The 24,530-nt window shown below is 61.0% G+C and carries 23 protein-coding genes; 14 read left to right on the top strand and 9 right to left on the bottom strand.

The features are described 5' to 3' along the window. Positions 1 to 23 precede the first annotated feature (23 nt). The 7 genes from ispC to rpsB form a co-directional block, all read right to left on the bottom strand. Positions 24 to 1,214: a 1-deoxy-D-xylulose-5-phosphate reductoisomerase gene (ispC, locus tag BLL38_RS08595; protein WP_076962171.1), complete on the bottom strand. Its 1,191-nt coding sequence runs from the start codon at positions 1,212 to 1,214 to the stop codon at positions 24 to 26. Continuing rightward, the gene (locus BLL38_RS08590) at positions 1,211 to 2,017 is read right to left on the bottom strand and encodes a phosphatidate cytidylyltransferase (protein WP_076962170.1); all 807 of its coding nucleotides are present in this window, start codon (positions 2,015 to 2,017) and stop codon (positions 1,211 to 1,213) included. Before BLL38_RS08590 ends, ispC begins: the two co-directional genes overlap by 4 nt. Continuing rightward, positions 2,017 to 2,772 carry a polyprenyl diphosphate synthase gene (gene uppS, locus BLL38_RS08585; RefSeq protein ID WP_076962169.1) on the bottom strand — a complete coding sequence of 252 codons (756 nt, stop codon included), beginning with the start codon at positions 2,770 to 2,772 and terminating at the stop codon, positions 2,017 to 2,019. The genes BLL38_RS08590 and uppS overlap by 1 nt, the downstream gene beginning before the upstream one ends. A 17-nt stretch (positions 2,773 to 2,789) precedes the next feature. Beyond that, complete coding sequence (frr, locus tag BLL38_RS08580) at positions 2,790 to 3,347, bottom strand: ribosome recycling factor (RefSeq protein ID WP_076962168.1); 558 nt, start codon at positions 3,345 to 3,347, stop codon at positions 2,790 to 2,792. Next, positions 3,344 to 4,087 (bottom strand): UMP kinase, encoded by a 744-nt coding sequence (pyrH, locus tag BLL38_RS08575; RefSeq protein WP_003172271.1) that lies wholly within the window; start codon positions 4,085 to 4,087, stop codon positions 3,344 to 3,346. The genes frr and pyrH overlap by 4 nt, the downstream gene beginning before the upstream one ends. 211 nt (positions 4,088 to 4,298) lie before the next feature. After that, positions 4,299 to 5,162: a translation elongation factor Ts gene (gene tsf, locus BLL38_RS08570; protein WP_029297289.1), complete on the bottom strand. Its 864-nt coding sequence runs from the start codon at positions 5,160 to 5,162 to the stop codon at positions 4,299 to 4,301. A gap of 193 nt (positions 5,163 to 5,355) precedes the next feature. After that, positions 5,356 to 6,096 (bottom strand): 30S ribosomal protein S2, encoded by a 741-nt coding sequence (rpsB, locus tag BLL38_RS08565; protein ID WP_029297291.1) that lies wholly within the window; start codon positions 6,094 to 6,096, stop codon positions 5,356 to 5,358. Positions 6,097 to 6,482: 386 nt separating this feature from the next. Here rpsB and map point away from each other — a divergent pair, with 386 nt between their 5' ends. From map to BLL38_RS08545, 4 genes are all read left to right on the top strand, one after another. Beyond that, a complete protein-coding gene (map, locus tag BLL38_RS08560; protein ID WP_038446451.1) occupies positions 6,483 to 7,265 on the top strand; it encodes a type I methionyl aminopeptidase in 783 nt (260 codons plus the stop codon). A 66-nt stretch (positions 7,266 to 7,331) separates the two neighbouring features. After that, positions 7,332 to 10,034: a [protein-PII] uridylyltransferase gene (locus BLL38_RS08555; protein WP_076962167.1), complete on the top strand. Its 2,703-nt coding sequence runs from the start codon at positions 7,332 to 7,334 to the stop codon at positions 10,032 to 10,034. 145 nt (positions 10,035 to 10,179) lie between these two features. Then, positions 10,180 to 11,379: a succinyldiaminopimelate transaminase gene (dapC, locus tag BLL38_RS08550; RefSeq protein ID WP_076962166.1), complete on the top strand. Its 1,200-nt coding sequence runs from the start codon at positions 10,180 to 10,182 to the stop codon at positions 11,377 to 11,379. A 122-nt stretch (positions 11,380 to 11,501) separates the two neighbouring features. Beyond that, on the top strand, positions 11,502 to 12,242 hold the full coding sequence (locus tag BLL38_RS08545) for a M12 family metallopeptidase (RefSeq protein ID WP_083743047.1): 741 nt from the start codon (positions 11,502 to 11,504) through the stop codon (positions 12,240 to 12,242). Between the two features lie 171 nt (positions 12,243 to 12,413). Here BLL38_RS08545 and BLL38_RS08540 read toward each other — a convergent pair whose 3' ends face one another. Beyond that, positions 12,414 to 14,057, bottom strand: coding sequence for a Na+/H+ antiporter (locus BLL38_RS08540; RefSeq protein WP_076962164.1), 1,644 nt, complete (start codon positions 14,055 to 14,057; stop codon positions 12,414 to 12,416). Between the two features lie 192 nt (positions 14,058 to 14,249). On the opposite strand from BLL38_RS08540, the gene BLL38_RS08535 reads away from it, so the two are divergent. From BLL38_RS08535 to BLL38_RS08510, 6 genes are all read left to right on the top strand, one after another. Then, positions 14,250 to 14,591 (top strand): type II toxin-antitoxin system RelE/ParE family toxin, encoded by a 342-nt coding sequence (locus tag BLL38_RS08535; RefSeq protein ID WP_076962163.1) that lies wholly within the window; start codon positions 14,250 to 14,252, stop codon positions 14,589 to 14,591. A 10-nt stretch (positions 14,592 to 14,601) separates the two neighbouring features. Beyond that, positions 14,602 to 14,904: a helix-turn-helix domain-containing protein gene (locus tag BLL38_RS08530; protein ID WP_076962162.1), complete on the top strand. Its 303-nt coding sequence runs from the start codon at positions 14,602 to 14,604 to the stop codon at positions 14,902 to 14,904. Positions 14,905 to 15,008: 104 nt separating this feature from the next. Then, on the top strand, positions 15,009 to 15,371 hold the full coding sequence (locus tag BLL38_RS08525) for an ArsC family reductase (protein WP_076962161.1): 363 nt from the start codon (positions 15,009 to 15,011) through the stop codon (positions 15,369 to 15,371). Between the two features lie 32 nt (positions 15,372 to 15,403). Further along, a complete protein-coding gene (gene dapD / locus BLL38_RS08520; RefSeq protein WP_076962160.1) occupies positions 15,404 to 16,438 on the top strand; it encodes a 2,3,4,5-tetrahydropyridine-2,6-dicarboxylate N-succinyltransferase in 1,035 nt (344 codons plus the stop codon). Positions 16,439 to 16,508: 70 nt separating this feature from the next. After that, positions 16,509 to 17,714, top strand: coding sequence for an aminotransferase class V-fold PLP-dependent enzyme (locus BLL38_RS08515; RefSeq protein ID WP_076962159.1), 1,206 nt, complete (start codon positions 16,509 to 16,511; stop codon positions 17,712 to 17,714). Next, positions 17,711 to 18,124, top strand: coding sequence for a SufE family protein (locus BLL38_RS08510; RefSeq protein WP_076962158.1), 414 nt, complete (start codon positions 17,711 to 17,713; stop codon positions 18,122 to 18,124). The genes BLL38_RS08515 and BLL38_RS08510 overlap by 4 nt, the downstream gene beginning before the upstream one ends. A gap of 52 nt (positions 18,125 to 18,176) precedes the next feature. Here the strand turns inward: BLL38_RS08510 and tcdA are convergent, their stop codons facing one another. Then, complete coding sequence (tcdA, locus tag BLL38_RS08505; RefSeq protein ID WP_065938764.1) at positions 18,177 to 18,986, bottom strand: tRNA cyclic N6-threonylcarbamoyladenosine(37) synthase TcdA; 810 nt, start codon at positions 18,984 to 18,986, stop codon at positions 18,177 to 18,179. A gap of 208 nt (positions 18,987 to 19,194) precedes the next feature. On the opposite strand from tcdA, the gene BLL38_RS08500 reads away from it, so the two are divergent. The 4 genes from BLL38_RS08500 (at position 19,195) to BLL38_RS08485 (ending at position 24,430) form a co-directional block, all read left to right on the top strand. Continuing rightward, positions 19,195 to 21,786, top strand: coding sequence for a glycosyltransferase (locus BLL38_RS08500; RefSeq protein ID WP_076962156.1), 2,592 nt, complete (start codon positions 19,195 to 19,197; stop codon positions 21,784 to 21,786). Positions 21,787 to 22,019: 233 nt separating this feature from the next. Beyond that, positions 22,020 to 23,171, top strand: a complete 1,152-nt coding sequence (gene dapE / locus BLL38_RS08495; RefSeq protein ID WP_076962155.1) for a succinyl-diaminopimelate desuccinylase — start codon at positions 22,020 to 22,022, stop codon at positions 23,169 to 23,171. Then, entirely contained in the window at positions 23,171 to 23,980 is an 810-nt protein-coding gene (locus BLL38_RS08490) for a putative RNA methyltransferase (protein ID WP_076962154.1), read from the top strand. Before dapE ends, BLL38_RS08490 begins: the two co-directional genes overlap by 1 nt. Before the next feature lie 72 nt (positions 23,981 to 24,052). Further along, positions 24,053 to 24,430: a hypothetical protein gene (locus BLL38_RS08485; RefSeq protein WP_076962153.1), complete on the top strand. Its 378-nt coding sequence runs from the start codon at positions 24,053 to 24,055 to the stop codon at positions 24,428 to 24,430. Positions 24,431 to 24,530: the final 100 nt, after the last annotated feature.

The raw sequence follows: 24,530 nt of genomic DNA, 5'->3' as shown, positions 1-24,530 counted from the left end.
CATTCCAATCCCGCGCCTGCCGACTAACCTGCGTGGCGTTTCAACCATTGCCAGGCCAAGAGCCGGGCCTTGGCATCCGCCTCGAACACGGCGCCCAAATCATTCACGGCAACCACCGGCTCAAGGCTCAAAATTTCCTCGATGATACTCGCGATCTGTGGAAAGCGGATGCGCCGCTCAAGAAACGCGGCAACCGCCACTTCATTGACCGCATTGAGCATCGCCGGAGCACTGTTACCCGCCTCTGCCGCCTCACGCGCCAGGCGCAGGCAAGGGAAGCGCTGATCATCCGGCGCCTCGAAATCCAGGCGTGCAATGGCAAACAGGTCCAGGGGCGCCACACCCGAGTCAATCCGCTCGGGCCATGCCAGGGCATTGGCAATCGGCGTGCGCATGTCCGGGTTGCCCAACTGGGCCAGCACCGAACCGTCCACATAGTCGACCAGGGAGTGAATCACGCTTTGCGGATGAATCACCACTTCGACCTGATCGGCACGGGCATCAAACAGCCAGCAGGCCTCGATCAGCTCCAGACCCTTGTTCATCATGCTCGCCGAATCCACCGAGATCTTGCGCCCCATCGACCAATTGGGGTGGGCACAGGCCTGATCGGGAGAAACGTGTTCCAGCTCGGCCAATGGCGTCTGGCGGAACGGGCCGCCGGAGGCGGTCAGCAGAATACGCCGCACGCCGACCTGGCTCAGGCCGCGGGCGAAGTCACCCGGCATGCACTGGAAAATCGCGTTGTGCTCGCTGTCCAGCGGCAGCAGCACGGCGCCGCTCTTGCGCACGGCCTGCATAAACAGCGCGCCGGACATCACCAGCGCTTCTTTATTGGCTAGCAGGATTTTCTTGCCGGCATCAACCGCCGCCAGGGTCGGACGTAAGCCGGCAGCACCCACAATAGCAGCGACCACCGTGTCCACCTCAGACGCGGCGGATACCTGGCACAAACCCTCCTCGCCGACCAAGACCTCGGTCGCCAGGCCCGCCGCCCGCAGGTCGTCCTGCAAACCACGGGCGGCGGCCGCATCCGGCACCACCGCGAACTGCGGCACATGGCGCACGCACAGCGCCAACAGCTCGCTCAAGCGGCTGAAGCCGGTCAGGGCGAATACCTGATAGCGCCCAGGGTGACGGGCAATCACATCCAGGGTGCTCAACCCGACCGAGCCGGTAGCCCCCAGCACGGTCACTTGCTGTAGGCGGCTCACGAAGCAGCCATCCACAACAGCACGGCAAACACCGGGATCGCCGCCGTCAGGCTGTCGATGCGGTCCAGTACGCCGCCATGGCCCGGCAGCAGGTTACTGCTGTCCTTGATCCCGGCCTGGCGCTTGAACATGCTTTCGGTCAGGTCGCCGACCACCGAAATCAGTACGACCACCGCTGCGCCGACCAGGGCCAGGAGGATTTGCCTGGCATCCCACTCGCGCACAACGCCGACGACCAGGGTAATCAGCAACGTCAACGCCAGCCCGCCGTACACCCCTTCCCAGCTCTTGCCAGGACTGACCGCCGGGGCCAGCTTGCGCTTGCCAAAGGCACGGCCGGAGAAGTACGCCCCGATATCCGCGCCCCAGACCAGCACCATCACCGCCAGGATCAAGCCGTTGCCCAGGGCCATATGCTTGATAGAGACCAGGCCCTGCCAGGCCGGCAGCAGGATCAGCAGGCCGATCACCAGCTTGCAGGCGACGCTGGACCACTGGCCGCTGGTACGCGGGTAGGTCAACACCAGGAATGTCGCCAACGCCCACCACAGCACCGCCGCCCCCAGCACCCAGGGGGCGACATCCGGCAGGATGTACATCAAAAACAGCAATACCGCGACAACAGCGGCGTACACCACCCGCGGCAGTTGCTCGGCAAACCCGGCCAGGCGCGCCCATTCCCAGGCGCCCAGGGTCACGACCAGGCCAATGAACAGCGCAAAGCCGGCGCCTTCAAGCAGGAAAAACCCGCACAGGGCAATCGGCAGCAGGATCAGTGCCGTGATGATTCGTTGTTTAAGCATTAAACCCGGGCTCCAGCTTCGATCTGCTCGCTCGTTTTACCGAAGCGACGCTGACGGGAAGCGAAATCGGCCAGCGCATTGCGCATGGCATCGTGTTTGAAGTCCGGCCAGAACAGGTCGGAGAAGTACAGCTCGGTATAGGCCAACTGCCACAACAGGAAGTTGCTGATACGGTGCTCGCCACCGGTACGGATGCACAGGTCCGGCAATGGCAGGTCGCCAGTCACCAGGCAGGTTTGCAACAACTCGGGCGTGATGTCTTCCGGCCGCAGATGGCCGGCCTGCACTTCACGCGCCAGGCGCTGTGCAGCCTGGGCGATATCCCATTGCCCGCCATAATTGGCGGCGATTTGCAGGACGAAACGGTTGCTGCCAGCGGTGATCGCCTCGGCCTCGCGCATGGCTGCCTGCAGCTCCGGGTGGAACCGCGAGCGATCGCCAATGATGCGCAGGCTGATATTGTTGTCGTTCAGGCGCTTGGCCTCACGACGCAAGGCCTTGAAGAACAGGTCCATCAAGGCGCTGACCTCGTCGGCCGGCCGTTGCCAGTTTTCACTGGAGAAGGCAAACAAGGTCAATACCTCGACCTTGGCCTCGGCACACACCTCGATCACGGCCCGCACCGCATCGACACCCGCCTTATGCCCGGCGACACCCGGCATAAAGCGTTTTTTCGCCCAGCGATTATTCCCGTCCATGATGATCGCGACATGGCGCGGCACCACGGCGGGCACAGTCTGCTTGGTCTTTTCCATGAAGGCGTCCTGACCCCTTATACGGCCATCAGGTCCTTTTCTTTCTCTTCCGTGGCCTTGGTGATCAGGGCCTCGGATTCCTTGGTCAGCTTGTCGATATCGGCGATTGCGCGACGCTCTTCGTCTTCGCTGATTTCCTTGTCCTTGACCAGCTTCTTCAGGTCACCCAAGGCATCGCGACGGATGTTGCGCACGGCAACACGGGCATCCTCCGCTGCGCTGCGCGCCTGCTTGGTGAAGCCCTTGCGGGTTTCTTCGGTCAGGGCCGGCATGGAGATCAGCAGCAGCTCACCCAGGTTGGTCGGGTTGAGGTTCAGGCCGGCGCTCTGGATGGCTTTGTCGACGGCGGCGAGCATGTTGCGCTCGAAGGCCACGACTTGCAGGGTGCGCGAGTCTTTTACGGTCACGTTGGCCACGCCGCTCAGCGGAGTGTCGGAGCCGTAGTACGGCACCATCACACTGCCCAGAATGCTTGGGTGGGCCTTGCCGGTACGAATCTGGCCAAATGCATGGGCCAGAGACTCCAGGGATTTTTGCATACGCGCTTGGGCGTCTTTCTTGATTTCATTGATCATTGTTGGCCTTCCTCGATCAGAGTCCCTTCTGCGCCGCCGTGTACGATATTCAGCAGGGCGCCGGGCTTGTTCATGTTAAATACGCGCAGCGGCATCTTGTGGTCGCGGCACAGGCAGATTGCCGTCAGGTCCATTACACCCAGCTTGCGATCCAGCACTTCATCATAAGTCAGATGATCGAACTTCTCGGCATGGGGGTCTTTGAATGGATCGGCCGTGTAGACACCATCGACCTTGGTGGCCTTGAGCACGACGTCAGCATCGATTTCGATGGCACGCAGGCAGGCAGCCGAGTCGGTGGTGAAGAACGGGTTGCCAGTACCGGCGGCAAAGATCACCACCTCTTTGGCGTTCAGGTGGCGCATGGCTTTGCGGCGATCATAGTGATCGGTCACGCCCACCATGGAGATGGCCGACATCACGATGGCCGAGATATTGGCCCGCTCCAGGGCGTCGCGCATGGCCAGGGCGTTCATCACAGTGGCCAGCATGCCCATGTGGTCGCCAGTGACCCGGTCCATGCCAGCCGCACTGAGCGCTGCACCACGGAACAGGTTGCCACCACCGATCACCAGGCCGACCTGGACGCCGATGCCGACCAGTTGGCCGACTTCCAGCGCCATGCGGTCAAGCACCTTGGGATCGATCCCGAACTCTTCCGAGCCCATCAGGGCCTCGCCGCTAAGCTTGAGTAGAATGCGTTTATAGCGAGCCTGATAACCACTGCCCTGCTGAGCCATTGCGAATCTCTCCTGCGGCGTATTTTTAAAAAATTCTTGGCGAGCCGTTTACGGCTTGCGTTCACTCTAGCTGGACGCTGTCACAGCGCCATCGGAACACGGCTTTGTAAGCCAGTTCCAAAGGGAAGCCAAATAAAATTGAGCCTCCCATTTGAAAAGAGGCTGCGCGCGTGAGCGGGCAGCCTCTCTTGGGCGACAGTTGAAAACTGTCTTATTGCTTGGCGGCAGCCAGCTGGGCAGCAACTTCTTCAGCGAAGTTGTCGACCGGCTTCTCGATGCCGTCGCCTACTTTGAAGTAGGTGAAGGAAACGATTTCAGCACCGGCTTTCTTGGCCAGTTCGCCAACCTTGATTTCAGGGTTCTTGACGAACGCCTGCTCAACCAGGCTTGCTTCGGCCAGGAACTTGCTGATACGGCCTTTGACCATGTTCTCAACAATGTTTTCTGGCTTGCCTTTGATTTTTTCTTCGTTCAGCTGCAGGAACACAGCTTTTTCGCGCTCGATCGCTTCGGCAGAAACTTCCGAAGGCAGCAGGAACTCAGGGTTGCTGGCCGCTACGTGCATAGCGATGTCTTTGGCCAGCTCAACGTTGCCGCCCTTGAGGACAACGGCAACACCGATCTTGTTACCGTGCAGGTAACCACCAACCACGTCACCTTCAACACGTACCAGGCGACGGATGTTGACGTTTTCGCCAACCTTGCCGACCAGTACCAGACGATCAGCTTCTTGAGCTGCGATCAGCGGAGCGACGTCAGTCAGTTTGTCGGCGAACGCTTTTTCAACGCTGGCAGCAACAAATGCCTTGAAGTCGTCTTGCAGGGCCAGGAAGTCGGTCTGCGAGTTCACTTCCAGCAGAACGGCGGATTTGCCGTCTTCCTTCAGAGCGATCGCGCCTTCAGCAGCGACGTTGCCTGCTTTCTTGGCAGCCTTGATCGCGCCCGAAGCACGCATGTCATCAATGGCTTTTTCGATGTCGCCGTCAGCCTTTTCCAGGGCTTTCTTGCAGTCCATCATGCCTTCGCCAGTACGCTCACGCAGTTCTTTAACCAACGCTGCAGTAATTGCTGCCATTTTCAAATTCCTCTTGGATAGGTTTTCAACCATTCCACCCGACTTGTACGGGCGTTCAATTCTTCCCGAACCACCCTTGTTAACCGCTGCACGTTACAGATGCTGTAGCTGTGCCGCTCACAAATGGTTTTCGAGGTGGCAAAAAGGGGGCCAAGCCCCCTTTTTGCTTACTGAGTCAACGCCAGGGCGTCAGTTACTCAGCTGCAGCGACCGGTGCTTCTTCAGCAGCGAACTCTACGGTGCCGCCGCCAACATTGTTGCGGCCACGGATTACAGCGTCAGCCATCGAACCCATGTACAGCTGGATAGCGCGGATTGCGTCATCGTTGCCTGGGATGATGTAGTCAACGCCTTCCGGGCTGCTGTTGGTATCGACTACGCCGATAACCGGGATGCCCAGCTTGTTGGCTTCGGTAATCGCGATGCGCTCGTGATCAACGTCGATAACGAACAGTGCGTCAGGCAGACCGCCCATGTCCTTGATACCACCCAGGGAACGATCGAGCTTTTCCAGGTCACGGGAGCGCATCAGCGCTTCTTTCTTGGTCAGCTTGGCGAAAGTACCATCTTCGGCTTGCACTTCAAGGTCACGCAGACGCTTGATGGAAGCACGGATGGTTTTGAAGTTGGTCAGCATGCCGCCCAACCAGCGGTGATCGACGTACGGCGAACCGCAACGTGCTGCTTCTTCAGCAACGATCTTGCCAGCGGAACGCTTGGTGCCGACGAACAGAATCTTGTTTTTGCCCTGGGCCAGGCGCTCTACGAAAGTCAGCGCTTCGTTGAACATTGGCAGGGTTTTTTCAAGGTTGATGATGTGGATCTTGTTACGCGCGCCGAAAATGTATTTACCCATTTTCGGGTTCCAGTAACGGGTCTGGTGACCGAAGTGCACACCGGCCTTCAGCATATCGCGCATGTTGACTTGGGACATGATAGTTCCTTAATAAGTCGGGTTTGGCCTCCACGTATCCCAATGACCAACCAGCGGCTTCAAGGCCTCCGGCACCCAGGTCATCGTGTCGACACGTGTGTGGATTTAAGCTTTGCGGGGTATCCCCGGAAAGCGGCGCATTTTATACCACAGCAACGACCAAAACGAAACCCGCAATCGCATTTGCTTGCCGGCATTGCTACCCAAGCCATTGAATCGGGTGAAAATACCCGCACCTTATAGAGAGAAGCGATAGCCAGACACTCATGGTTTGCACCTTGCGTCTGTTAGAATCGCGTTTTTTGGGCTTGTGCGAACGCTGCACCTTTTTGTCGCACGCCCGTAAACCGTATTGATTTCAGCGCCTCGCGCTAGAGAGAGCCTGTATGACCGTTACCCTGAAAACCGCTGAAGACATCGCAGGCATGCGCGTTGCCGGCAAACTGGCTGCCGATGTGCTGGAAATGATTGCCGAGCATGTCAAACCCGGTATCACCACCGAGGCCCTGGACCGTATCTGCCACGACTATATTGTCGACGTGCAGAAAGCCATCCCCGCGCCGCTGAACTACAAAGGCTTCCCCAAGTCGATCTGCACCTCGATCAACCACGTGGTCTGCCATGGTATCCCGGGCGACAAACCGCTCAAGGACGGCGACACCCTGAACATCGACGTCACGGTGATCAAGGACGGCTATCACGGCGATACCAGCCGCATGTTCCACGTTGGCAACGTACCGGTGTGGGCCGAGCGCCTGTCCCAGGTCACCCAGGAATGCATGTACAAGGCCATTGAACTGGTCAAGCCGGGCTGCCGCCTGGGCGATATCGGCGAAGTGATCCAGAAACACGCCGAAAAGAACGGTTTCTCGGTGGTCCGCGAGTTCTGCGGCCACGGCATCGGCAAGGTGTTCCACGAAGAGCCACAGATCCTGCACTACGGCCGTGCCGGCACCGGCATGGAACTCAAGGCGGGCATGACCTTTACCATCGAGCCGATGATCAACCAGGGCAAGGCCGACACCAAGGTGCTGGGCGACGGCTGGACCGCCATCACCAAGGACCGCAAGCTCTCGGCGCAGTGGGAACACACCCTGCTGGTCACCGAGACAGGCTACGAGATCTTCACCCTGCGCGCCGATGACACGATTCCCCGCGTTTCGGCCTGATGCTTGCAGCGGGCTTTCCAGATAGCGACGTTGTGACCACACCTAGATAGAAAGGAAAGCCGATCGATGCCCCAGGTGGATCCCGAACTCTTCGACCGCGGCCAGTTCCAGGCGGAACTGGCGCTGAAGGCAAGCCCCATTGCCGCCTTCAAGAAGGCCATCCGCCAGGCCCGCGAGGTGCTCGACGGGCGCTTTCGCAGCGGTCGGGAGATTCGCCGGCTGATCGAGGATCGCGCCTGGTTCGTCGATAACATCCTGCAAAAGGCCTGGGAACAGTTCGACTGGAGCGAGGACGCCGATATCGCCCTGGTGGCCGTCGGCGGCTACGGCCGGGGCGAACTGCACCCCTACTCCGACATTGACCTGCTGATCCTGCTGGACAGCGCCGACCACGAGATCTTTCGCGATTCCATCGAGCGTTTTCTGACGCTGCTATGGGACATCGGCCTGGAAGTCGGCCAGAGCGTGCGCTCGGTGGCGGAATGCGCCGAAGAAGCCCGAGCCGACCTGACGGTGGTCACCAACCTGATGGAAAGCCGCACCATCTGCGGCCCCGAGCGCCTGCGCCAGCGCATGCTGGAAGTCACCAGCACTGCGCATATGTGGCCGAGCAAGGAGTTCTTCCTGGCCAAGCGCACCGAGCAGAAAGCCCGGCATCACAAGTACAACGACACCGAATACAACCTGGAACCCAACGTCAAGGGCTCGCCCGGCGGGCTGCGGGATATCCAGACCATCTTGTGGGTAGCCAGGCGCCAGTACGGCACCCTGAACCTGCGGGCCCTGGCCGGCGAAGGCTTTTTGGTCGAAAGTGAAAACGCCCTGCTGGCCTCGTCCCAGGAGTTTTTGTGGAAGGTGCGCTACGCCCTGCATATGCTGGCCGCACGCTCCGAAGATCGCTTGCTGTTCGACCACCAGCGCTCCATCGCCACCCTGCTGGGCTTCGAGGGCGAAGACGCGAAGACCAGCATCGAAAGCTTTATGCAACAGTACTACCGGGTGGTCATGAGCATCGCCCAGCTCAGCGACCTGATCATCCAGCACTTTGAAGAAGTGATCCTGGCCCCCGAAGACGAAGCGCCGCCGCAACCGATCAATGCGCGCTTCCAACTGCACGATGGCTATATAGAGGCACGCAACGACAACGTGTTCAAACGCACGCCCTTTGCCATGCTGGAAATCTTCGTGCTGATGGCCCAGCAACCGGAAATCAAGGGCGTGCGCGCCGATACCATCCGCCTGCTGCGGGAAAACCGCCACCTGATCGATGACGAGTTCCGCCACGACATCCGCAATACCAGCCTGTTTATCGAGCTGTTCAAGTGCAAGATCGGCATCCACCGCAACCTGCGGCGCATGAACCGCTACGGCATCCTCGGGCGCTATCTGCCGGAGTTCGGCTTTATTGTCGGGCAGATGCAACATGACCTGTTCCACATTTATACGGTCGATGCCCACACCCTGAACCTGATCAAACACCTGCGTAAGCTGCAATACACCCAGGTGTCGGAAAAATTCCCGCTGGCCAGTAAGCTGATGGCCAAGCTGCCCAAGCCCGAGCTGATCTACCTGGCCGGCCTGTACCACGATATCGGCAAGGGCCGGCATGGCGACCATTCGGAAATCGGCGCGGTGGATGCCCAAGCCTTTTGCCAGCGCCACCAGTTGCCGCAATGGGACAGCCGCCTGATCGTCTGGCTGGTACAGAACCACCTGGTGATGTCCACCACCGCCCAGCGCAAGGACTTGTCCGACCCGCAGGTGATCCATGACTTTGCGCAGATCGTCAGCGACGAAACCCGTCTCGACTACCTGTACGTGCTGACCGTCTCCGACATCAACGCCACCAACCCCACGCTGTGGAATTCGTGGCGCGCCAGCCTGTTGCGCCAGCTCTACACCGAGACCAAGCGCGCCTTGCGTCGCGGCCTGGAGAACCCGGTGGACCGCGAAGAACAGATCCGCCGCACCCAAAGCGCAGCCCTGGATATCCTGGTGCGTGGCGGCAACGATCCCGACGATGTGGAACAGCTGTGGTCGCAACTGGGCGATGATTACTTCCTGCGCCACACCGCAGGCGATGTGGCCTGGCACACCGACGCGATCCTCCAGCAGCCGGCCGATGGCGGCCCATTGGTGCTGATCAAGGAAACCACCCAGCGCGAATTCGAGGGCGGCACGCAGATCTTCATCTATGCCCCGGACCAGCATGACTTCTTCGCCGTGACCGTGGCCGCGATGGACCAGCTCAACCTGAATATCCATGACGCGCGAGTGATTACCTCCAGCAGCCAGTTCACCCTCGACACCTACATCGTGCTCGACACCGAAGGCGAGTCCATCGGCGACAACCCCGAGCGCGTGAAAAAGATCCGCGAAGGCCTGACCGAAGCCCTGCGCAACCCCGACGACTACCCGACCATCATCCAGCGCCGGGTGCCGCGCCAGCTCAAGCATTTTGCCTTTGCGCCCCAGGTGACCATCCACAACGATGCCCAGCGCCCGGTGACGGTGCTGGAACTCAGCGCCCCGGATCGCCCTGGCCTACTGGCGCGGATCGGCGGGATTTTCCTGGAGTTTGACCTGTCGTTGCAGAACGCCAAGATTGCCACCCTGGGCGAGCGGGTCGAAGATGTGTTCTTTATTACCGATGCCGACAACCAGCCGCTGTCCGACCCTGAATTGTGCCGCCGCTTGCAGGACGCCATTGTTGCGCAATTGAGCGTGAACCAGGAGCCTGGGGCGCAGACGATGCGATTATCCATATGAACACGCAGCTTCCCTTGTGGGAGCGGGCTTGCTCGCGATGGCGGTTCGCCTGACACACCGCTATCGCGAGCAAGCCCGCTCCCACATTTAGTTCTGCTGCGCCCGACAGACCGCATGCTTACAACCGAATTGAACGAGATTTGCGATGAACAACGCCCTGAACCAACTGCAGCCCTACCCGTTCGAGAAACTGCGCGCCCTGCTGGGCAGTGTCACGCCGAACCCGGACAAGCGCCCGATTGCCCTGTCCATCGGCGAACCCAAGCACAAATCCCCGGATTTCGTGGCCCAGGCCCTGGCCAACAACCTGGACCAGATGGCGGTGTACCCCACCACCCTGGGCATTCCTGCCTTGCGCGAGGCGATTGGCGCCTGGTGCGAACGACGTTTCAGCGTGCCCCAGGGCTGGCTGGACCCGGCGCGCAATATCCTGCCGGTCAATGGCACCCGTGAAGCGTTGTTCGCCTTCACCCAGACCGTGGTCAACCGCGGCGACGATGCCCTGGTGGTCAGCCCAAACCCGTTCTACCAGATCTACGAAGGCGCAGCGTTCCTCGCCGGGGCCAAGCCGCATTACTTGCCGTGCCTGGATGAAAACGGCTTCAACCCGGACTTCGATGCGGTGACGCCGGCTATCTGGAAACGCTGCCAGATCCTGTTCCTGTGCTCCCCCGGCAACCCGACCGGCGCGCTGATCCCGGTCGAGACCCTGAAAAAACTGATTGCCCTGGCCGACCAGTACGATTTCGTGATCGCCGCCGACGAGTGCTACAGCGAGCTGTACTTCGACGAGCAAACCCCACCGCCAGGCCTGCTCAGCGCCTGCGTGGAGCTGGGGCGCGAGGACTTCAAGCGTTGCGTGGTATTCCATAGCCTGTCCAAGCGCTCCAACCTGCCGGGCCTGCGCTCCGGGTTTGTGGCCGGCGAGGCCGAGATCCTCAAGGCCTTCCTGCTGTACCGCACCTACCACGGCTGCGCCATGCCGGTGCAAACCCAGCTGGCGAGCATCGCCGCGTGGCAGGACGAGGCCCATGTCCAGGCCAACCGTGACCTGTACCGGCAGAAATTCGACGCCGTGCTGGCGATTCTCAAGCCGGTATTGGACGTGCAGAACCCGGACGGTGGTTTCTACCTGTGGCCGAACGTCAAGGGTGACGATGCCGCGTTCTGCCGCGATTTGTTCGTGGAGGAGCATGTGACCGTGGTGCCGGGCTCGTACCTGTCGCGGGAAGTGGACGGTTTTAATCCCGGTGCCGGGCGGGTACGCCTGGCATTGGTTGCGCCATTGGCCGAATGCGTCGAGGCGGCTGAACGGATTCGTGACTTTATCCAACGCCGTCGTTGATGCCTGGTGGGCCGCCCCCCATGTGGGGGGCGACCACATTTGGACACCGTTGAGCAGGAACACAAACGCACAAGAACGCCACCCAACGCCTGTCAAGCATTGACCATAATGGGTGGAAGAATATGGCACTCACTGTTTCAACCCGCATTCCTGCGCAACACCCCCTCGACGCCCCTACGCCCGGCCTCAACCGGAACAAACGCGGGGTAGTCTCCCCCGAAAAAATGTGGCCGCAACATTCCGTGCTGAAAATCTCGTTGCTGGACATGACCGATGAGCAAAAGGCCCTGATCAAAGACAACATCAACAAATGGGCGCCGCACACCAACCTGTACTTCAAGTTTATCGACAGCCCCAACGGCGACATCCGCATCGCCGCAGACAACAACACCAACGCGGGCTGGTCGTGGCAGGGCACCAGCGCAAAAAAAGCACCCGCCTCGGAACCGACCATGAGTATCGGATTTGCCACACCGTCAATCTACACGGCCGGCAAAATACAGCACGAATTCGGCCACGCCCTGGGCTTGAGGCACGAGCACAAACACCCGGACCGCCAGCTGGATATCAACAAAGAGAAAATCTACGAAGACTATAAGTCACGGGATAAAACCCGCCGCCAGGCCGATCACGACATCATCGACCCCTTTCACCACAACGACGTCAAAGTCAGCGCTTATGACCGAGCCTCCATCATGCATTACGGGTATTCCAAAGAGGTCATGAACGACGGCCATGCGATCTTCACTAACACGCAACTGTCTGACGGTGACAAACAGTTCATCCGCTCACTGTACCCACCCGACAACTCCCCCCTGGGCAAACTGCTGAATACCGCAATCAGGAGCTTGATCAATACCTGAAGGTACAGCCGCTTTACCTGAAACCCGGGAACCAACCCCCTTTGACTCTCCACTACCTGGGAACCGCCCAGCGAGCAGAGACCATGAGCCTGATAACCCCGTTATCCCCTGACATCCCCATCCATCGACTCGTGCCCACCCGCAACGACACGCCTGCCGAACGCATGGGGGCTATTTCTGAGTCCCCAGGTTCGCCTCACTCATATCCAGGTCCGCCAACACTTCGCGTAGCACATCATCACCAATCTGGTGATGGCGACTCAGGCTATACAGCTCCAAGCGTTGCGCGCGCAAAGCCTTGAGCCGCCATTTACGCTCCAGGTGATCCATCTGCAGCGCCAGTGCCTGGGCTTCGGCCGAGTCGTTGAATACCTCCAACTGATGGCGGTATTCCGACATGATCCGGGCCTTGAGCTCCGCCGCCAATGCGGCCTGGGTCGCGTCCAGGGGCACCCCGTCGGCGGTTTCCTCCACCTCCAGGGCATGAATCGCCGCCTCGGCAGTTTTTTTCCAGGCATCGCGCACCTCGCCACGCCGCTTGTCATCCGGGCTCTTTTCGATCCCCCGCAGCAACAGCGGCAAGGCAATACAGGCGGCGACCAACGACAACAGGATCACCCCAGCGGCAATAAAGATCAGCAAGTCACGCTCGGGAAACGCCTGGCCGGGTGCCAACAGCAACGGCACGGACATCACACCGGCCAGGGTCACTGCCCCGCGCACCCCGCCAACCGTCAAGAGCCAGCAGGACCGGGCGGTTGGCACCAGGGTCAGCTCGCTTTTACCGCGCAGGCGCCGCAGCAGGCCGGACAGGCGCCAGATGCTCTGCACCCAGATAAACCGCAGCACCAGCAGCACCAGGAAGATCGCGATCACATCCAGGCAGCGATAGAGCAAGGTCGGCCACAGCGTGGCTTCGTGGCTGGTTACCGCCTTGATGATGTCCGGCAATTGCAGGCCCAGCAGCAGGAAGATCAAACCGTTGAAAGCAAACTCCAACAGCGACCAGACACTGCGATTGAGCAAGCGCGTACTGGTCTGGCGTGGCAGCAGGTCCAGCCAGCTCTGCATCATGCCCGCCGCCACCGCCGACAGAATCCCCGACGCCCCCAGACGCTCGGCCAGTACATAAGCAGCGAACGGCAGCAGCAACATAAACACCACATGGGTCGCCGGGTCATCCCAACCCCGGGCAATCATCCAGGCCCGCAGGCGCCCCACCAGCCAGCTCAGGGCCACGCCGATGGCCAGGCCACCGACCGCCACCAGCACAAACGTCAGGCTGGCATCAGCCAGGGAAAACACCCCGGTCAGCGCGGCCACCAGGGCGAACTTGAAGGTCACCAGGCCCGACGCATCGTTCATCAAGGCTTCGCCCTGGAGCATGTGCATCAAGGGGGTGGGCAAGCGGTTCTGGGAAATCGCCGACACGGCCACCGCATCCGTCGGCGATAAAACGGCCGCCAGGGCGAAGGCCACCGGCAGCGGAATGCTCGGCAGCAGCCAGTGGATAAAATACCCGGCGCCCACCACGGTAAACAGCACCAGCCCCACTGCCAGCGTCAGGATCGGCCCACGCAGGCGCCACAGCTCACGCTTGGGCATGCGCCAGCCATCAGAAAAAAGCAGCGGCGGCAGGAACAGAAAAAGAAACAATTCCGGGTCCAGGGCCACATGCAGCCCCAGGGTCGGCCATGCCAGCAAGGCACCGGCGGCAATCTGCACCAATGGCAACGGCAAAGGGATCACACGCCCGACCAGACGCGAAACGCTGACCAGCATCAGCAGGATAAGAACGGTGTAGGCGGTTTGCATAAAGCGGGGTTCCCGGACAATCGACTTGCGATGACACACTTGAGGCAGCAACGCGCCTTTGAAGTGCCATATTAGCTGCCTATGCTGCTCCATGACCGTTGCACATAAGTCGCAGCCAGGGCCAAGCCCCATGGATGGCGGACTGGAGAGCGACACATTGAAAAATGCACCATTTTAGGTACACTTCGACACATGAGTAAAAACCCACTCACTTTACATGTGAGTTTTTTTCGCACTGACGCAGGTAACGAGCCGGTACGTGAATGGCTGACAAACTTACCTCGTGAACATCGACGACTCATTGGAGTGGAAATAAAAACTGTGCAACTGGGATGGCCAATCGGCATGCCCGTGGTGCGCAAGCTCGATTCCGGGCTATGGGAGGTCAGGGCTGACCTGGAAGACACCATCACCCGCATTATCTTCACGGTGGTCGGCAGCAACACGGTGCTACTCCATGGCTTCATCAAGAAAAGCCAAAAAACACCGGCGCACGACATGGCAACCGCCAAGCAGCGCAAGGCAAGGTTATGAGGTACAACACATGAACAAACATATAGGCTCTGACTTTGATGATTTCCTCGCTGAGCAAGGGCTCGGCGAAGAGGTCTGCGCGGCGGCCCTCAAGCGTGTTATCGCCTGGCAGCTCAGCCAGGCGATGAAGCATCAGCGAGTCAGCAAAAAAGCGCTGGCAGAACGGATGCATACCAGCAGAACCGCCGTGGACCGTGCCCTTGATCAAAATGACTCGGGCATGACCCTCGCCACTTTAGCCAGCGCCGCTCGGGCCCTGGGCCAGCGCGTGGAAATCCGCCTGGTTCCAGAGGATCAAGCAGCCTACGCGTGACCTTACCGCCTTTGGGCCAGGTAGCCTGCGCGCAGTGGTTCTACGTGGCATAATCCTTGGCTGATTTTTTGCGACCCTATTGGGGCGATTTTTAGGAATGAAATATGCCCAATAAAAACAAACAGTTACAAATTTTCGGCATCAAAGCCTGCGACACCATGAAAAAGGCCCGTACCTGGCTCGATGAAAATGCCATCAGCTATACGTTTCATGACTACAAGACGGCCGGTATTGACCGCGAACACTTGACCCAATGGTGCAACGAGCACGGTTGGCAGGTGGTTTTGAACCGTGCAGGCACGACCTTTCGCAAACTCGAAGACGAACGCAAAGCCGATCTCGACCAGGCGAAAGCTATTGAACTGATGCTCGCACAACCCTCGATGATCAAGCGCCCGGTGCTCGATCTCGGTGACAGAACCCTGATTGGCTTCAAGCCAGATAGTTATTCGGCGGCCCTCAAGTAGGCCAGCCACTTCATTTTTGCAGAGGTAACAGCATGTCCAATTCCCTGTTCAGCCTGGGCTTCGGCGTCGGCACCCAGAACCGCCAAGGTGCTTGGCTGGAAGTATTTTACGCGCAACCGTTGCTCAACCCTTCGGCCGAAATCGTCGCCGCCATCGCGCCGATCCTTGGCTATAGCGAAGGCAACCAGGCCATCACGTTTACCATTGCCCAGGCCTCGCAACTGGTCGACGCCCTGAAAAATGTAGATGCCACCCAGGCCGCCCTGCTGACGCGCCTGGCCGAAAGCCACAAGCCGCTGGTCGCCACCCTGCTGGCCGAAGACGCCGCGCTGACCTCCACCCCAGAGGCCTACCTCAAGCTGCACCTGCTGTCCCACCGCCTGGTCAAGCCCCATGGCCTGAGCCTGGCCGGAGTGTTCCCGCAACTGCCGAACGTGGCCTGGACCAGCCAGGGTGCGATCGACATCGGCGAACTGGCCGAGCGCCAGCTGGAAGCACGCCTGCGTGGCGAACTGCTGGAAGTGTTCTCGGTGGACAAGTTCCCGAAAATGACCGACTACGTGGTGCCGGCCGGTGTGCGTATCGCCGATGCCGCACGCCTGCGCCTGGGCGCCTATGTAGGCGAAGGCACCACAGTGATGCATGAAGGCTTCATCAACTTCAACGCCGGCACCGAAGGCCCGGGCATGATCGAAGGCCGTGTATCGGCTGGCGTCTTCGTCGGCAAGGGTTCGGACCTGGGCGGCGGTTGCTCCACCATGGGCACCCTGTCGGGCGGCGGCAACATTGTGATCAAGGTCGGCGAAGGCTGCCTGATCGGTGCCAACGCCGGTATCGGTATCCCATTGGGCGACCGCAACACCGTGGAATCGGGCCTGTATGTGACCGCCGGCACCAAAGTGGCGCTGCTCGACGAGCAGAACCAACTGGTCAAGGTGGTCAAGGCCCGTGAATTGGCCGGTCAGCCCGACCTGCTGTTCCGCCGCAATTCCGAGACCGGTGCCGTGGAGTGCAAAACCCACAAGTCGGCCATCGAACTGAACGCAGCGCTGCACGCTCACAACTAAGCAGCGACTCGATGCCACCGGAACCGGCCGCATTTTCCAACGCGGCCGGTTCATATGAGTCTTCAATCCCATGCTTGTGCCCTCGCCCTGGCGCGCCGATTTCCCGGCCATCGCTACCTTGCAACGGCAAGACCAGACCTACCTGGACAACGCCGCAACCACGCAAAAACCTCAAGCCCTGTTGGACGCCCTCAGCCATTACTACGCCAATGGCGCGGCCAATGTGCACCGTGCCCAGCATTTGCCGGGCGCCCATGCGACTCAAGGGTTCGAGGACAGTCGCAGCAAAGTGGCGCAATGGCTCAACGCAGGTGACAACGGGCAGATCATCTTTACCCACGGCGCGACGTCTGCGCTGAACCTCCTGGCCTATGGCCTCGAGCACCTTTTCAACCCGGGCGATGAGATTGTCATCAGCGCCCTGGAACATCACGCCAACCTGCTGCCCTGGCAGCAACTGGCCAAGCGTCGCGAACTCACGCTGGTGGTGTTGCCCCTCGACAACGAGGGCTTGATCGACCTGCAAGCCGCCGCCGCGATGATCGGGCCACGCACCCGGCTGCTGGCGGTGAGCCAGTTGTCCAACGTGCTGGGTGTCTGGCAGCCATTGCCGCAGTTGCTGGCACTGGCCAAGGCCCACGACGCCTTGACCGTGGTGGATGGCGCCCAGGGGGTTGTCCACGGTCGCCATGACGTGCAGGCCCTGGGTTGCGACTTCTATGTGTTTTCCAGCCACAAACTCTACGGCCCCGACGGTGTCGGCGTGCTGTATGGGCGCAACGAGGCCCTGCATCGGCTACGCCACTGGCAGTTTGGTGGCGAGATGGTGCAACAGGCGGACTACCACAGCGCCAGCTTCCGCCCGGCGCCCCTGGGTTTTGAAGCGGGCACGCCACCGATTGCCGGGGTAATTGGCCTGGGAGCGACCCTGGATTACCTGAGCTCGCTGGATCAACAGGCGGTGAACGCCCACGAAGCGGCGCTGCATGACTACCTGTTGCGCGGCTTGCAGGCCCGCAATGGTGTGCGTCTGCTGGGTTCGCCGCAGGTGGCCCTGGCCAGCTTTGTGGTGGAGGGTGTGCACAACGCCGACCTCGCCCACCTGCTGACCGAGCAAGGCATCGCGGTACGCGCCGGCCATCACTGTGCTATGCCCTTGCTCAAAGGCCTGCAGCTCTCGGGGGCGATCCGGGTGTCCCTGGCGCTGTACAACGACTCCGATGACCTGGAGCGCTTCTTTGAAGCCCTGGACCAGGCGCTGGACATGCTGCGATGAGCCTGCCTGTAGAGGCCGTTGCCGCACTGCAAGCCTTTCAGGCAGTGGGCAGTTGGGAGCAACGCGCGCGAATGCTGATGCAATGGGGCGAGCGACTGCCGGCCTTGGCCGAGGCCGATAAAATCGACGCCAACCTGGTACAGGGCTGTGAAAGCCTGGTGTGGCTGGTGGGGCACTTGCACGACGGCCATTGGCAGTTTGCTGCCAGCAGCGAAGCTCGCTTGATTCGAGGGTTGGTGGCGTTGTTGCTGGCGCGGGTCAATGGGCTGTCGGCAGCCGAGTTACAGGCGGTCGACCTGCCTGACTGGTTCAACCAACTGGGGCTTTCCCGCCAATTGTCGCCATCGCGCAGCAATGGCCTGAATGCAGTCCTGCAGCGCATGCGCGACTTGAGCCATACGCAAAACTAACTGTGGGAGCAAGCCCGCCCCCACATTTTTGATTGATGCAGGGCAGTGATATTTATGCAGGCTTGACCCGTTCCGAAGGCCTGCGCACCCCGGCCACGATCTTGTCCACCGCCTTGGTCGCCGCGACCATGCCGAACGTCGCGGTCACCATCATCACCGCGCCAAACCCACCGGCGCAGTCCAGCTTCACCCCATCCCCGACAAAACTCTTCTGCAAACAAATGCTGCCATCGGGCTTGGGATAACGCAGCTGTTCGGTGGAGAACACACAAGGCACGCTGTAGTGCCGGGTCACGGTACGCGAGAACCCGTAGTCGCGGCGCAAGGTGGAGCGCACTTTCGAGGCCAGCGGGTCATTGAACGTGCGGTTCAGGTCGCACACCTGGATCAGCGTCGGATCAATCTGCCCGCCCGCGCCGCCGGTGGTGATGATCTGGATCTTGCGGCGCTTGCACCAGGCAATCAGCGCCGCCTTGGCGTTGACCGCGTCGATGCAGTCGATCACGCAGTCGATGGTTGGCGTGATGTATTCGGCCATGGTGTCACGGGTCACGAAGTCTGCCACGGCATGCACCGTGCAATCGGGGTTGATCGCGCGCAGGCGCTCGGCCATCACTTCGACCTTGGGCTTGCCCACCGTGCTGTCTAGGGCGTGCAACTGGCGGTTGCTGTTGCTGACGCACACGTCGTCCAGGTCAAACAGCGAGATCTCGCCCACCCCGCAACGGGCCATGGCTTCCGCCGCCCACGAACCGACACCGCCCACGCCGACGATGGCCACATGGGCCGCTTTCAAGCGTTCCAGACCTTCAATGCCATATAAGCGGGCGACGCCGGCAAACCGTGGATCTTCTGTACTCATGACCATTACCCCAAAAACCGGCGCGCATTATAGGGCTACGCAGCGATAAGTTCTAAGCTACAAGCTATAACTAAAGAACTTACCGACGCTTTCGCTGCCCAATGCCCGGTTTTTCCGGGCTTGCTGTACGCCCAGGGAAGGGCCGGTGTAGGATGCGCGCCGTTCGACACCTCCATTCGTTCCACACCCTTTGGAACCCGAAACAGCTATGTCATCGCGTAAATTTGGACTCAACCTGGTGGTGGTGCTGGCAATTGCCGCGCTGTTCACCGGTTTCTGGGCGCTGATCAACCGCCCGGTCACTACCCCCAACTGGCCCCAGCAGATTTCCGGGTTTTCCTACTCGCCGTTCCAGCAAGGCCAGTACCCGCAGAAAGACCAGTATCCGAACGACGAACAAATGCGTCAGGACCTTGCGATCATGAGCAAGCTGACGGACAACATTCGGACCTATTCGGTCGACGGCCCCCTGGGCAATATCCCCAAGCTGGCCGAAGAATTCGGCCTGCGCGTGACCCTGGGGATCTGGATCAGCCCGGACCTCGAGCGCAACGAGCGCGAGATCCAGCGGGCCATCGAGATCGCCAACACCTCGCGCAGCGTGGTCCGCGTGGTGGTGGGCAACGAGGCCATCTTCCGCAAGGAAATCACCCCCGAGGAGTTGATCGTCCTGCTGGATCGGGTGCGCGCAGCTGTCAAAGTACCGGTAACCACCTCCGAGCAGTGGCATATCTGGGAACACAACCCGCAACTGGGCAAGCATGTCGACCTGATCGCCGCGCACGTCCTGCCGTACTGGGAACATGTGCCGATGGCCCAGGCCGGGCAATTCGTCCTCGATCGGGCCAAGGATCTGAAGAAGACCTTCCCGAAAAAGCCACTCCTGCTGTCGGAAGTCGGCTGGCCGAGCAATGGGCGCATGCGCGGTGGCGCGGACGCCTCCCCGGCCGACCAGGCCATTTACCTGCGCACCCTGGTCAACAAGCTGAACCGCCAGGGCTACAACTACTTTGTAATCGAAGCCTTCGACCAACCCTGGAAAGCCAGTGACGAAGGCTCGGTGGGCGCCTACTGGGGCGTGTTCAACGCCGCGCGCCAGCAGAAATTCAACTTTGAAGGCCCGGTGGTGGCCATCCCGCAATGGCGGGTGCTGGCCATCGGCTCGGTAGTGCTGGCACTGCTGTCGCTGACCCTGTTGATGATCGACGGCTCGGCCCTGCGCCAGCGTGGCCGCACCTTCCTGACCTTTATCGCGTTCCTGTGCGGGTCGGTACTGGTGTGGATCGGCTACGACTACAGCCAGCAATACAGCACCTGGTTCAGCCTGGTCGTCGGCTTCTTACTCGCCTTGGGCGCCCTGGGCGTGTTTATCGTGCTGCTGACCGAGGCCCATGAGCTGGCGGAAGCGGTCTGGACCCACAAGCGTCGGCGTGAATTCCTGCCGGTTGAAGGGGATTCGGACTACCGCCCGAAAGTATCTATCCATGTGCCGTGCTACAACGAACCGCCGGAGATGGTCAAACAGACCCTCGACGCCCTGGCCGCCCTCGATTACCCGGACTACGAAGTCCTGATCATCGACAACAACACCAAGGACCCGGCGGTGTGGGAGCCGGTACGCGACTACTGCGCCATCCTGGGCCCGCGCTTCAAGTTCTTCCACGTCGCGCCCCTGGCCGGTTTCAAGGGTGGCGCACTGAACTACCTGATCCCGCACACCGCCAAGGACGCCGAAGTGATCGCGGTGATCGACTCGGACTACTGCGTATCGCCCAACTGGCTCAAGCACATGGTGCCGCACTTCGCCGACCCGAAAATCGCCGTAGTGCAGTCGCCCCAGGATTACCGCGACCAGAACGAAAGCACCTTCAAGAAGCTGTGCTACGCCGAATACAAAGGCTTCTTCCATATCGGCATGGTTACCCGCAACGACCGCGACGCGATCATCCAGCACGGCACCATGACCATGACCCGCCGCTCGGTGCTCGAAGAGCTGGGCTGGGCCGACTGGTGCATCTGTGAAGATGCCGAACTGGGCCTACGGGTATTCGAGAAAGGCCTGTCGGCTGCGTACTACCACACCAGCTACGGCAAGGGCCTGATGCCCGATACCTTTATCGACTTCAAGAAACAGCGGTTCCGCTGGGCCTATGGTGCAATCCAGATCATCAAGCGCCACACCGCCAGCCTGCTGCGCGGCAAGGACACCGAACTGACCCGTGGCCAGCGCTACCACTTCCTCGCGGGCTGGTTGCCGTGGGTGGCGGATGGCATGAACATCTTCTTCACCGTCGGTGCCCTGTTGTGGTCGGCGGCGATGATCATTGTGCCGACCCGGGTCGACCCGCCGCTGCTGATCTTCGCAATCCCGCCGTTGGCGCTGTTTGTGTTCAAGGTCGGCAAGATCATCTTCCTCTACCGTCGCGCCGTGGGCGTGAACCTCAAGGATGCGTTCTGCGCGGCCCTGGCCGGATTGGCGCTGTCCCACACCATCGCCAAGGCGGTGCTGTATGGCTTCTTCACCACCAGTATTCCGTTCTTTCGTACACCGAAAAACGCGGATAACCACGGCTTCTGGGTAGCGATTTCCGAAGCCCGCGAAGAGATGTTCATCATGTTGCTACTGTGGGGCGCGGCGCTGGGGATCTACCTGGTGCAGGGCCTGCCGAGCAATGACATGCGCTTCTGGGTGGTGATGTTGCTGGTGCAATCGCTGCCGTATGTGGCGGCGTTGATCATGGCGTTCCTCTCGTCGCTGCCTAAACCGGCGGTGGCCGCGGAGCCTGCAACGGCGACGTAAAAACTTGCGTAATGCACTAAACGGCGGCCTCTGGTCGCCGTTTTGCTATAAGATAACGGCCCTTTATGGGTTCAGGCAGCCACTGATCCCCCTTGTGGGAGCGGGCTTGCCCGCGATGCAGGCGCCGCGGTGTATCAGTTGCACCGCAGCGATGCCATCGCGGGCAAGCCCGCTCCCACACTGGATCTCTTTCACTCTCGTCTTGCGCCCTGACACACCTTCGGAGTTTTCCCATGACGGCCCACGCCGACCTTTCGCCGACCCTCCAACTCGCTATCGACTTGATCCGCCGCCCGTCGGTGACGCCGATCGACGCCGACTGCCAGAAGCTGATGATGCAGCGCCTGGGCGACGCCGGCTTTGCGCTTGAGCCGATGCGTATCGAAGATGTGGACAACTTCTGGGCCACCCACGGCCAGCACGAGGGCCCGGTGCTGTGCTTCGCCGGCCACACCGACGTGGTCCCGACCGGCCCGCTGCAGGCCTGGCAGAATGACCCGTTCGACGCGCTGATCGACGAGCACGGTATGCTCTGCGGGCGTGGCGCGGCCGACATGAAAGGCAGCCTGGCTGCGATGCTGGTGGCGTCCGAGCGTTTTGTGAAGGATTACCCGGACCACAAGGGCTCGGTCGCCTTCCTGATCACCAGCGACGAAGAAGGCCCGGCGCACCACGGCACCAAGGCGGTGATCGAGCGCCTGGCAGCACGCAAGGAGCGCCTGGACTGGTGCATCGTCGGTGAACCGTCGAGCACCACCCTGGTGGGCGATGTGGTCAAGAACGGCCGGCGCGGCTCCCTCGGTGCGACCCTGACCGTGCGCGGTGTGCAAGGCCACGTGGCCTACCCGCACCTGGCCAAAAACCCGATCCACCTGGCCGCCCCGGCCCTGGCCGAACTGGCCGCCGAGCATTGGGACGACGGCAATACCTTCTTCCCGCCCACCAGCTTCCAGATTTCCAACCTCAACTCCGGCACCGGCGCCACCAACGTGATCCCGGGTGACCTGACAGCGGTGTTCAACTTCCGTTTCTCCACCGAGTCCACCGTCGAAGGCCTGCAGCAACGGGTTGCGGCGATTCTCGACAAGCATGGCCTGGACTGGCATGTGGAGTGGGCGCTGTCGGGCCTGCCGTTCCTCACCGAGCCGGGCGCTCTGCTGGATGCGGTGTCGGCCAGCATCAAGGCCATCACCGGCCGCGAGACCCAGGCGTCCACCAGCGGCGGCACGTCCGACGGGCGCTTTATCGCGACCCTCGGCACCCAAGTGGTGGAACTGGGCCCGGTCAACGCGACGATCCATCAGGTCAACGAACGTATCCTGGCCAGCGACCTCGATGTGTTGACCGAAATCTACTACCAGACCCTGATCAAGTTGCTCGCCTGATGCTCGCCTGCCCCCTTTGCAGTGCGCCACTCAATGAGCTGGACAATGGCGTGGTATGCCCGGCCGGGCACCGGTTCGACCGGGCCCGCCAGGGCTACCTGAACCTGTTGCCGGTACAGCACAAGAACAGCCGCGACCCGGGCGATAACCTGGCGATGGTGGAAGCGCGCCGCGACTTCCTCAATGCCGGGCATTACGCCCCAGTGGCCAAACGCCTGGCGGCACTGGCCGCTGAGCGCAAGCCTCAGCGCTGGCTGGATATCGGCTGCGGCGAGGGTTATTACACCGCACAAATCGCCGATGCCCTGCTGCGTGCCGATGGTTATGCCCTGGATATTTCCAAGGAAGCGGTCAAGCGCGCGTGCAAGCGCAACCCGACGCTGACCTGGTTGATTGCCAGCATGGCCCGCGTGCCCCTGGCCGACGGCAGTTGCCAGTTCCTCGCCAGCGTATTCAGCCCGCTGGACTGGCAGGAAGCCAAGCGCCTGCTCAGCCCTGGCGGCGGTTTGATGAAGGTCGGCCCGACCAGCGGCCACCTGATGGAACTGCGCGAACGCCTGTACGACGAAGTGCGCGAGTACACCGACGACAAGCACCTGGCCCTGGTGCCGGACGGCATGAGCCTGCAACACAGCGAAGTGCTGGAGTTCCAGCTCAGCCTGGCCGAGCCCAAGGACCGCGCCAACCTGCTGGCGATGACCCCCCACGGCTGGCGCGCCAGTGCCGAGCGCCGCGCCCAGGTGATCGAACAGGCCGGACCGCTGCTGGTCACCGTGTCCATGCGCTACGACTATTTCGTGCTTCAATAACCGACTTTACGGGCATTTGTGCCCACCCTGAATCCGCGAATGGATTTTCGAATCCCGCAACGAGGAACATCCATGCGCCAACCCGATATCGAGATTTACCTCAAGGACGCCGACGTCGACTACAAGGCCATCGCCGCCTGGCTGGGCGCGGCCCTGGGGCCATGTACCGACTGGGTACAAAAGGGCCAGACCTACAAGTGCAAGGCCGGCAATGTGCCAGTGACCTGGTTGCCCAAGGCCGTGGGCAAGTGGAACAGCCTGTACCTGGAAAGCGACCAGACCCCGTGGGCAGACGACATTGCCTGCGCCCGTGCGGCGTTTGCCGCGCTGAACGTTGAAGTGCGCTGCGCGCCGGGAACGTGGGTCGAGGAAGAAGGTGAGGAAAGCGCCGACACCTGGATTCGCATCAGCACCGATGGTGAAGAACAGATCACCTGGAAAACTGCCTGACCCAACCTGGTCAGTGTGGGGGCGGGCTTGTGTAGGGGCTGGCTTGTGTGGGAGCTGGCTTGCCTGCGATAGCATCACCATGGTCTGACAGAGAGACCGA

It is taken from the genome of Pseudomonas gessardii (genome assembly GCF_001983165.1).
Classification (GTDB): domain Bacteria; phylum Pseudomonadota; class Gammaproteobacteria; order Pseudomonadales; family Pseudomonadaceae; genus Aquipseudomonas; species Aquipseudomonas gessardii.
This window is presented reverse-complemented; position numbering and strand designations above follow the sequence as displayed.